At 72.2% G+C, this 9326-nt stretch carries 9 protein-coding genes; 8 read left to right on the plus strand and 1 reads right to left on the minus strand.

Going from position 1 to position 9326, the window contains the following annotated elements; translation table 11 throughout:
• Positions 1-50 precede the first annotated feature (50 nt).
• On the minus strand, positions 51-1907 hold the full coding sequence (locus tag ATM97_RS07760; protein ID WP_218717265.1) for a DEDD exonuclease domain-containing protein: 1857 nt from the start codon (positions 1905-1907) through the stop codon (positions 51-53).
• 654 nt (positions 1908-2561) lie between these two features.
• Here ATM97_RS07760 and ATM97_RS07765 point away from each other — a divergent pair.
• The 8 genes from ATM97_RS07765 to ATM97_RS07800 all read left to right on the plus strand — a co-directional run.
• Positions 2562-3131: a C40 family peptidase gene (locus ATM97_RS07765; protein WP_218717266.1), complete on the plus strand. Its 570-nt coding sequence runs from the start codon at positions 2562-2564 to the stop codon at positions 3129-3131.
• Positions 3132-3359: 228 nt separating this feature from the next.
• On the plus strand, positions 3360-4373 hold the full coding sequence (locus ATM97_RS07770) for an NlpC/P60 family protein (RefSeq protein ID WP_218717267.1): 1014 nt from the start codon (positions 3360-3362) through the stop codon (positions 4371-4373).
• A gap of 7 nt (positions 4374-4380) precedes the next feature.
• Entirely contained in the window at positions 4381-5394 is a 1014-nt protein-coding gene (locus ATM97_RS07775) for a hypothetical protein (protein WP_218717268.1), read from the plus strand.
• A gap of 102 nt (positions 5395-5496) precedes the next feature.
• Complete coding sequence (locus tag ATM97_RS07780; protein ID WP_218717269.1) at positions 5497-6624, plus strand: glycosyltransferase family 4 protein; 1128 nt, start codon at positions 5497-5499, stop codon at positions 6622-6624.
• A 43-nt stretch (positions 6625-6667) separates the two neighbouring features.
• On the plus strand, positions 6668-7063 hold the full coding sequence (locus ATM97_RS07785; protein WP_218717270.1) for a polyketide cyclase / dehydrase and lipid transport: 396 nt from the start codon (positions 6668-6670) through the stop codon (positions 7061-7063).
• A gap of 50 nt (positions 7064-7113) precedes the next feature.
• Positions 7114-7551 carry an SRPBCC family protein gene (locus ATM97_RS07790; RefSeq protein WP_218717271.1) on the plus strand — a complete coding sequence of 146 codons (438 nt, stop codon included), beginning with the start codon at positions 7114-7116 and terminating at the stop codon, positions 7549-7551.
• Between the two features lie 26 nt (positions 7552-7577).
• Positions 7578-8825, plus strand: coding sequence for an ArsA family ATPase (locus ATM97_RS07795; RefSeq protein WP_218717277.1), 1248 nt, complete (start codon positions 7578-7580; stop codon positions 8823-8825).
• On the plus strand, positions 8818-9326 hold a 509-nt coding region (locus ATM97_RS07800; RefSeq protein ID WP_218717272.1), incomplete at its 3' end, for a hypothetical protein. The genes ATM97_RS07795 and ATM97_RS07800, both read left to right, overlap by 8 nt.

The raw sequence follows: 9326 nt of genomic DNA on the forward strand, positions 1-9326 counted from the left end.
CGCCGTCACCGGGGCGTGACAGGCGCTTCCATGATCCTCCGGACCCGCGGTCACCGTTCGGCCAGGTACTGCTCCCCCGGGCCGACCGTGGTGGCGGCGGTGCGGGCCAGCTGGGCCCAGCCTTTCCAGCGGGCCGCGCCGTGCAGGGGTTCGCGATAGCCCTCGCTGGTGCGGACGATGCGGGCGCCGGGCTTGGCCAGCCAGCGGGCGATGACGCCGACCTCCTCGGGAGGGGCGCCGCGCAACGGGGGAATGTCGTCGTCGGGCGGGGTCGCGCAGGCGAACAGGGCATCGTGGGCGGGCGGGGCGTCCATGCCGGGCGCGGCGGTGGCCGGACGGATGCGGCCGGTGGTCGCCGCGTCGCCCAGGTCCGGGAGGACGGTCTCGGCGGCCGCGACGATCTGGTCGACGACCGCCATGGGCGGGGTGCCGCGCCGGGCGGTGCCCGCGGCGGCGAGGCGGCCGTAGCGGATCACCGAGAACTCCCAGCCACCCGCGCCGTCGGGCAGGGCGACGATCAGTTCCGCGAGCCGGGCCAGCGCGGCGAGGCGCTGGGTGCGGTACAGCATGGTGACGACGGCGGCGGCGCGGTCGCGCAGGCGGGCGGCGGCCTCGAAATGCTCAGCGGTGGAGTGGGTTTCGATGCGGTCGAGCATGGCGCGCAGCAGCGCGTCCGAGCGACCGGCGAGCAGGTCGCGCACCGCGTCCACGGCCGGGGCGTAGCCGGTGGCGTCCAGGTCGACCTCGGGGTGTGCGGCCGGGCAGCCGCCGACGACGGCGGGCGGGCAGGTGTGTCGCGCCGCGCGGGTGAGCCGGGTGGCGCAGGTCCGCAGGCCGGCGAACTCGGCGATCGTCGCCGCCACGTCGACGGCATCGGCGCGGGAACCGAACGGCCCCAACGCGGTTCGCGTGGGTGTGCGCACCGCGGTGAGCCGGGGGAAGGCTTCGTCGCTGAGGGTGAGCCACCAGCCGCGCCGGGGGAATTTCGAGCGGCGGTTGTAGGGCGGCGCGTGCGCGGCCAGCAGGCGCAACTCCCGCACCCCCGCTTCCAGACCGTGCGCGCACACCACATGGTCGACCCGGATCGCCAGGGCCACCATCTCTTTCATCCGGCCGCGGGTCTCCGAACCGGTGAAGTAGGTGCGGACACGGCGGCGCAGGTTGACAGCCGTCCCTATATAGAGGACTTCGTCGGACGGCCCACGGAACAGGTAGACACCGGGCGCGGTCGGCAGATCACCGGCGAAAGCGCGCTTGGCGCGCTGGGTTCCGGTCACCCCGGGCAGATAGTCGAGCAGCTCGGTCAGGCTGTGTACGCCCTGGTTGCCGACCCGGCCGATCAGGGCGTGCAGCACGTCGACGGTAGCGCGGGCGTCGTCGAGGGCGCGATGCGTCGGGGTGGTCGAGGCGCCCAGGATCTGGGCGAGCACGCCGAGCCGGGCCGAGGGCGCCTCGTCGCGGGTCAGCACCCGCCGGGCGAGCTTGACCGTGCACAGCACCTGCGGATTCGGCCAGGCGATGTCCTGCCGGGCGGCGGCGGCCTTGAGGAAGGCGGTGTCGAAACGGGCGTTGTGCGCCACCAGGACCGCGCCGGCGGCGAACTCGAGGAAACCCGGCAGCACCGCCTCGATCCGCGGCGCCTCGTACACCATCGCCGTGGTGATCCCGGTGATCTGCACGATCGCGGGCGGGATCGCGAATCCCGGATTCACCAGAGTCGCGAACTCCCCCAGCACTTCTCCCCCGCGCACCTTCACCGCCCCGATCTCGGTGATGGAGTCCCCGTCCGGGCTGGTCCCGGTCGTTTCCAGGTCGACGACGACGAAGGTGGTGTCGTAGAGCGGTGTGTCGAGTTCGTCGAACGCCAGCTGACGCGCGGCGGCCGGGAGCGGAACGGGATCGGGCACGGCGAGCAGCGTAGGACGGGGGTACGACACGCTCGCCGTCGCCGAACCCGGTTCCGCGCCGGGCCTCGCGCGCCGCACGGGAACCGGTTCGCCGGGCGCCGCCGAGAAGCCCGCGCCCGGCCATTCGCCGCGAGACTTTCGTTCCGATGCGAACAAAATGACCTTGATCAGACTCGAATGAGACCGGGCTCACAGTTTGCCGAACATCACATGACCGGGCCGAATTTCATCGGGTAAGACCGATTACCGATCGGCGGCCGCCGGAGCGGGCGGCGCGCCGCCCGCGGGCACGCTTGGTCGACCGACCGGTTCGAGGGTCGACGCGCGGAGGCGACCTGGGGGTTCACCCCTAGGGGTAGACCAATAGGCCGTGAACAAGCCGTCCACGACGCGCCGGGCGGCAGTCCGGAAGCCGCCCGAAGTCGACCTGGCGTTATCGTTTCGTGATTGGTGTGACGCAGCTCGCACACAAAGTTCGGGCTGATCTCCCGAATTACCTTTCGGACCGATGTCCGACTTTACAAACCACCGTGATGTCTTCGTAACCTTTTCGAGACCTCACGGAGTCCCCACGGCCACGAACGGTTCAACGGGATGAAGCCCGCCGCGTCATACGGACCCGGCGTCGTGGGGCAGATTGGAAGTACCCGCATCATGGCGACCAACACCGTCAAGCGTCAGGCGCAGCGAGCCGTTGCCGCCGGAGCCGTCGGCGCTGCCACCATCGGCGCGTTCCTCCTGCCGGCCGCTCCCGCGTCGGCGACGCCGGTCACTGTCCCCGGTATCGGCACCTTCGAGGTGCCCAACGAGATCCCGCTGCCGCAGGGCATCCCCGGCATCGAGACCCCCTCGGTCCCGCAGGCCTTCACCGCGCCGCGCGCCACCGCCGCCGACATCGCCCTCGATGCCGCGCTGAGCAAGGTCGGCTCCCCCTACGTCTACGGCGCCGCAGGCCCGGACGCCTTCGACTGCTCGGGCCTGGTCCAGTGGGCCTACCGGCAGGCCGGCATGGAGCTGCCGCGCACCAGCGGCGCCCAGCTCGGCGCAGGCACCCCGGTCTCCCTCGACAGCCTGCAGCCCGGCGACCTCGTCTCGTTCTACGGCGGCGGCCACTCGGGTCTGTACGCGGGCGACGGCAACGTCGTGCACGCCTCGACCTCGGGCACCCCGGTCCAACTGGCGCCGATCTCCTCGATGCCGTTCGCGGGCGCTCGCCGCTTCTGATCGACGGGTACGGTGCGTCGTTCGCGGGGAAGGGCGCACCGTGACCCCTCCGTGGCCTACTGGACACGGGCATACGCGGTTCCGTAACCTGATCGAGACCTTCTCGCCGGACGAGAGGATCCGGTTCGGGTAAGGCGCCGCATCGGCGGACATCGAGAGAACGGGGCACGGCGCACTGTGACTGACCACCACCGGAACCCACGCGTTGCGCGGGGCATCGCCGGAGCCATGTCCGCCGCGATCCTGGTGTGCGCCACCTACGCCGCTGGCCCCGCCCTCGCCGACCCGATCGCCCTGCCGACCACCGCCGGTGACGCCATCGCCCGGATGATCGACCTCTCCCGGCAGGCCGAGGTGCTCAACCAGGCCTCGCTCGACGCGCAGTCCGATCTCGACGCCAAATGGGCCGTGCAGCGCGAGGCCGACGACAAGCTGGCCGCCAGCACCGCCGTCGCCGACGCCGCCCGCGCCGAGGTCCGCAAGTTCCAGCCGATGATCGATCGCACCGCGATCGCCACCTACACCGGCGCCCGCACCGATCGCATGTTCGCGGTGCTGTCGAGCAATTCACCGCAGCAGCTGCTGGACAAGATGTCCACGCTGGACGTGCTCGCGCAGCAGACCGCCGACAGCGTGCGCCAGTTCAAGAAGGCCGCCGACGCGGCCACCGCCGCCGAATCGGTGACCCGCGCGGCCGCCGACACCGCCCGCGCCGCGACCGCGGCCGCCGAGGCCGTGCGCGCCGACGTCGACCGCAAGCGCCACGATCTCAGCCTGGCCACCACCCAGGTCGTCGAGGCCTGGGGCGCGCTCTCGGCCAAGGACAAGTCGACCCTGGCCGGTTCCCCCTTCCCGCCCGGCTTCGACCGCGACTCCCTGCTGCAGGGCCTGGTCCCCGGCAGCGGCACCAGCGCGCTGGCCGCCGCCTTGACCCGCATCGGCGACCCGTATGTCTGGGGCGCCACCGGTCCCGACCAGTTCGACTGCTCCGGGCTCGTGCAGTGGGCCTTCAAGCAGGTGGGCAAGAACGTCCCGCGCACCAGCTCCCAGCAGGCGAACTTCGGCACCCCGGTGGCCAAGGACGACCTGCAGCCCGGCGACGTCGTGCTGTTCTATCCCGAGATCTCCCACGTCGGGATCTACGCGGGCAACGGCATGATGGTGCACGCCTCCACCTTCGGTGTCCCGGTGGCCGTCGCGCCGATCAACACCACCCCCTTCCACTCGGCCCGGCGATACTGAGCCGGCGGTGACCGATCCGTCCCGCCGTACCTCCGGCCTACGATCCTGGTTCTCGGCCAACGGCCGCCTCGAATTCGCGCTCACGCTCGCCTCGGTCACGCTGTTGACCGGGGCGTGCGTCGCACTGATCCTGGTGCCGCGCAACGCCGGTCCGCTACAGCTGGCCACCGACGAGGCCGAGGTACTCGACACCACCGAGGGCATCGACGACCCCCGGCTGACCCCGGTCCGCCGCGAGCTGCAGCCGTTCGGGCCGATCCTGGTGCGCCGGGTCGCCGCGGGCGACGAGGCCGACGCGCTCGTGGTCGCCCACTCCGGCCACCGCACCGACGTCGACGTCCTCGAGCAGGAACTCGCCCCGGCGATCGCCGACGTGAGCACCGCCTGGGGCACCGACTGGAATCGCGCACCGGTGATCGTCGTCGCGGGCACGCCCACCGAGTTCACCGCGCTCACCAGGGCGGCGGGCGCCTCGACCGGTGCCGATGTGGCCGCGGTGTCGCTCACCGGCTCCTACGCGCCCGGCACCCGGCCGACCGATCAGCGGATCGTGTTCAATCCCGACGCCCGCCGCCGCGTCGGCGACGAGGGCATGGCGACGCTGCTGCGCCACGAACTGACCCACATCGCGACCAGGGCGGCCACCGCCGACGGCGCGCCGCTGTGGCTGGTCGAGGGCTACGCCGAGTACGTCGCCCAGCGCACGAGTGCCAGCACCTTCTCCCAGATCGCCCCCACGCTGACCACCCGGCTGCGCGCGGGCGCCCTGCCCACCGATCTGATCGGTGACGCCGACTTCACCGGCACCGACGCCCCCTACGCCTACGAATCGGCCTGGAGTGCCTGCGCCTTCCTCGCCGACCGCTACGGCCCGGCCGCCCTCACCACGCTGTACAAGCGGCTCGCGACCGGCCCGCAGTCCGCCGCGGCCCAGGACGCCGCCTTCGCCGCCGTACTCGGCACCTCGCGCACCGACCTGCTCGACGGCTGGCGCGCCTGGTTACGGGGCCGCGCCGTCTGACCACCCCTCATCGAGTCACTCCGTGACACTCGCCCACCCGTCGCCCGACCACCACCCCTCATCGAGTCACTCCGTGACACTCACCTATTAGGTTGTTCACTTATGGCCCGAACTCTGCTGGTTACCAACGATTTCCCGCCTCGGCCGGGCGGCATCCAGTCCTATCTGCACGCGCTGGCCGAGCAGCTGCCGCCCGACGACCTGGTCGTCTACGCGCCGCGCTGGCGTGGTGACAGCCACGAGAAGTTCGACGCCGCGCAGAAGTTCCGCGTCGTTCGCCATCCGACGACCCTCATGCTGCCGACGCCGGGGGTGATCAAGCGCGCGGGCAAGCTGCTGCGCGAACACGACTGCGACACCGTGTGGTTCGGCGCGGCCGCGCCGCTGGCGGCGATGGCGCCGATGCTGCGCCGCGCGGGTGCCGAGCGCATCCTGGCCAGCACCCACGGCCACGAGGTGGGCTGGTCGATGCTGCCGGGCGCGCGGCAGGTGCTGCGCTCGATCGGCGAGAACACCGACGTCGTCACCTATGTCAGCAAGTACACCCGGGGCCGGTTCGCCTCGGCGTTCGGTCCGCGCGCCGCGCTCGAGTACCTGCCGCCGGGCGTCGATCCGGCCGAGTTCCGGCCCGACCCGGGCGCGCGCGCCGAACTGCGCGCTCGCTACGGCCTCGGTGACCGGCCGACGGTGCTGTGTCTGTCGCGCCTGGTCCCGCGCAAGGGCCAGGACATGCTGATCGTGGCGATGAGCGAGATCCGTGAACGCGTCGACGGGGCGGTCCTGGTGATCGCGGGCGGTGGCCCCTACGAGATCCGGCTGCGGGGGCTGGCCGAGGCGCTCGGGGTCTCCGACTCCGTGGTGTTCACCGGTCGGGTGCCCTCGGGCGAGCTCGCCGCCCACCACACCATCGCCGACGTGTTCGCGATGCCGTGCCGCACCCGCGGCGCGGGCCTGGATGTCGAAGGCCTCGGCATCGTCTACCTGGAGGCCTCGGCCACCGGGGTGCCGGTGGTGGCGGGCAGTTCCGGCGGCGCGCCCGAGACCGTGCGGGAGGGCGAGACCGGGCTGGTCGTGCACGGCCGCTCCGCCGAGCAGATCAGCGACGCCCTGGTCGAACTGCTCACCGACCGCGACAAGGCGGCCGCCATGGGCGCCGCCGGGCGCGCGTGGGTGGAACAGAACTGGCATTGGGGCCGTCAGGGCGCCCGGCTGCGGGAGCTGCTGCGGTGACACCCCGGCCGCGTCCGGTGTGGCGTCCACTACGCTCAGCGAGGTGAGCAGTATCCAGGTCGCAGATCAGACCTTTCTCGCGGCGCCGCCCGCCGCGATCGCCGACGTGCTGAGCGCCACGAACAACTGGCGTCGCTGGTGGCCCGATCTCCGTCTCGACGTGCGGGAGGATCGCGGCGACAAGGGCATCCGCTGGACGGTGGCGGGCCCGCTGGACGGGACCATGGAAGTGTGGCTGGAGGCCGTCCCCGAGGGCGCGATCCTGCACTACTTCCTGCACGCCGAGCCCACCGCCGCCAAGCCGCTGACCCCGCGCGCGCTGGCCGCGGCGAATCGGGCCCGCCGGGTGGCGGGCAAGCACATGTCGTTCGAATTGAAGGCTCGACTCGAGGCAGGCCGACCCGCCGGCGTCGCGCCCGCGGTCGCCGCGGCGTCCTGACGCCACCGGCACCGACTGCTCGTCCCGCACGAAAGGAACCGTTGTCCGCCATGGCCGACCGGACCCAGAGATCGATCGTCATCGAGGCGCCGTCGCAGCAGGTGATGGCCGTCATCGCGGACCTGGAGTCCTATCCGGAATGGGTCGCGGCCGCGCAGTCGGTCGAGGTGCTCGACACCGACGCCGCCGGGCGGGCGGCGACCGCCCGGTTCGTGCTCGACGCCGGCGTCGTCAAGGACACCTACGTGCTGGCCTACACCTGGCGCGCCGACGGCCACGCGGTGAGCTGGCGGCTGCTCAGCGGTGACCTGCAGAAGGCCCAGGACGGCAGCTACGAACTGCGCGAACGGCCCGACGGCAGCACCGAGGTGGTCTACGAGCTGACCGTCGACTTGAACATCCCGATGATCGGCATGTTCAAGCGGAAGGCCGAGAAGGTGATCACCGATACGGCCTTGAAGGAACTGAAGAAGCGGGTCGAGGGCTGAGCGCCCCGGGCGGTACCCGCGTCGAACTGTTCGTCGGCAAGGGCGGTGTCGGCAAGACGACGCTGGCCTGCGCGACGGCCATGGCCCACGCCCGCGCCGGACAGCGGGTGCTGATCGCCTCGCTCGACCAGGCGCATTCGCTCGGCGACGCGCTCGGCTTCCGTTTCCCGCACGATCCGGGCACCGTCGCCGGGGTGGCCAGGGTCGCGCCCGGGCTCGAGGTGATCGAGATCGATTCCCTCGCCCTGCTCGAGGACCGGTTCCGCGATGTGGTGCGGATGCTGGCCAAGGGCGGCGGCCACGATCACGGCGTGGACTTGACCGCGATCGACCCGGCCGAGCTGACCGGTCTGCCCGGCGTGCAGGAACTGCTGATGCTGGTGGAGATCGCCCAGTACACCGAGGAGGACGACTGGGACGTCATCGTCGTCGACTGCCCGCCCTCGGCCGACATGCTGCGCCTGGTCACCGCGCCGGACACCCTGCTCACCTATCTGGAACGGCTCTGGCCGCGCCACGAACGCACGATGAGCGCGATCGGCCCCGATCTGCGCAAAGCGGTGCTGGCGGCCACGGTCGAACGGATCGTCGCCGCGGTCACCGGGGTTCGCGACCTGCTCGCCGACCGCACCCGCACCAGCGCCCGGCTGATCACCGGTCCCGAGCAGGTGGCCGTCGCCGAGTCCCGGCGCGTGCGTTCGGCGGCCGCGCTGCTCGGTCTGCGGCTGGACGCCGTCGTGGTGAACAAGGTGCTGCCGCAGGTGCCGCCGCCCGGCGAGAACGCCCATCCGGCCGTGCACTGGTATCTCAACCGTCGCGCCGAGCAGCTCGAGGTGGTGGCGCGGCTGCACGAGCAGATCACCGATGTCCCGATCCTGATCGCCCAGCACGCGGGCGCCGAGCCGGCGGGTCTGAGTTCGCTCTCGGCGTTCTCCTACGCGGTCGACACGCTGCCCGGCCCGCACGCTCAGAGCGCGCGATCGGGCGAACCGATGGTTCGATGGGAGTCGGGCTCCGGTGTCGACTCCGTGTACGCGATGCGGATGCGGCTGCCGGTAGTCGATCCCGGCACCTTGCGGCTGGGCCGAGTGGAGGACGATCTGATCGTGGGAGCCGACGGGGTGCGCACGCGCGTACGGCTCGCGCCGGTGCTGCAACGCTGCACGGTGGCGGGCGCCGAGCTCGACGACGGTCATCTGGTGGTCCGCTTCCGGCCCGATCCGCAGGTCTGGCCCGCCGATCCGAACTACACGAAGGCCACCGCAGATGAGTAGTGACGCCCAGTCCGACCGCCGCGGCCACCACCCCGACGGCTTCGCCGAGTTCACCGAGGAGCTGCGGCTGCTGGCCGAAGTGCTGCTGGCCAGAGTCGAACCGGTGCTGCGCCGCACCGCCGCCGACGGGCAAGCCGATCTCGGCGGCTGCGCCTGGTGCCCGGTCTGCGCGGCCGCGGCGCTGGTGCGCGGCGAACACCACGACGTGGTCGCCGCCCTCGCCGAGCACGGCACCTCGATGGTGACGGTGCTGCGCGAGGCGCTCGCCGGTGTCCCCGTGGAGCCGGTCCTGCCGCCGGAGTGGGCCGAACACGCTGCCGGACACCATGATTCGCACGACCCCGCGTGGCCGCACCAGCACGGCGCCACCGACGCCCGGCCGGCCCCCGACGCCGACGGACAGCACGACGGCGCCGACGGCGCCGGAACCCGGCCCGCCGCCGGAGCTCAGCACCACGGCCGCGCGACCCCCGGCGCGGCGCAGGACAGCGACGCGGGGCC

This window comes from Nocardia sp. MH4 (assembly GCF_019266065.1).
Classification (GTDB): domain Bacteria; phylum Actinomycetota; class Actinomycetes; order Mycobacteriales; family Mycobacteriaceae; genus Nocardia; species Nocardia canadensis.

Coding starts and splice junctions, on each gene's coding strand:
- ATM97_RS07765 (WP_218717266.1), top strand. CDS start 2,562: ATGGCGACCAACACCGTCAAGCGTCAGGCGCAGCGAGCCGTTGCCGCC.
- ATM97_RS07770 (WP_218717267.1), top strand. CDS start 3,360: ATGTCCGCCGCGATCCTGGTGTGCGCCACCTACGCCGCTGGCCCCGCC.
- ATM97_RS07780 (WP_218717269.1), top strand. CDS start 5,497: ATGGCCCGAACTCTGCTGGTTACCAACGATTTCCCGCCTCGGCCGGGC.
- ATM97_RS07790 (WP_218717271.1), top strand. CDS start 7,114: ATGGCCGACCGGACCCAGAGATCGATCGTCATCGAGGCGCCGTCGCAG.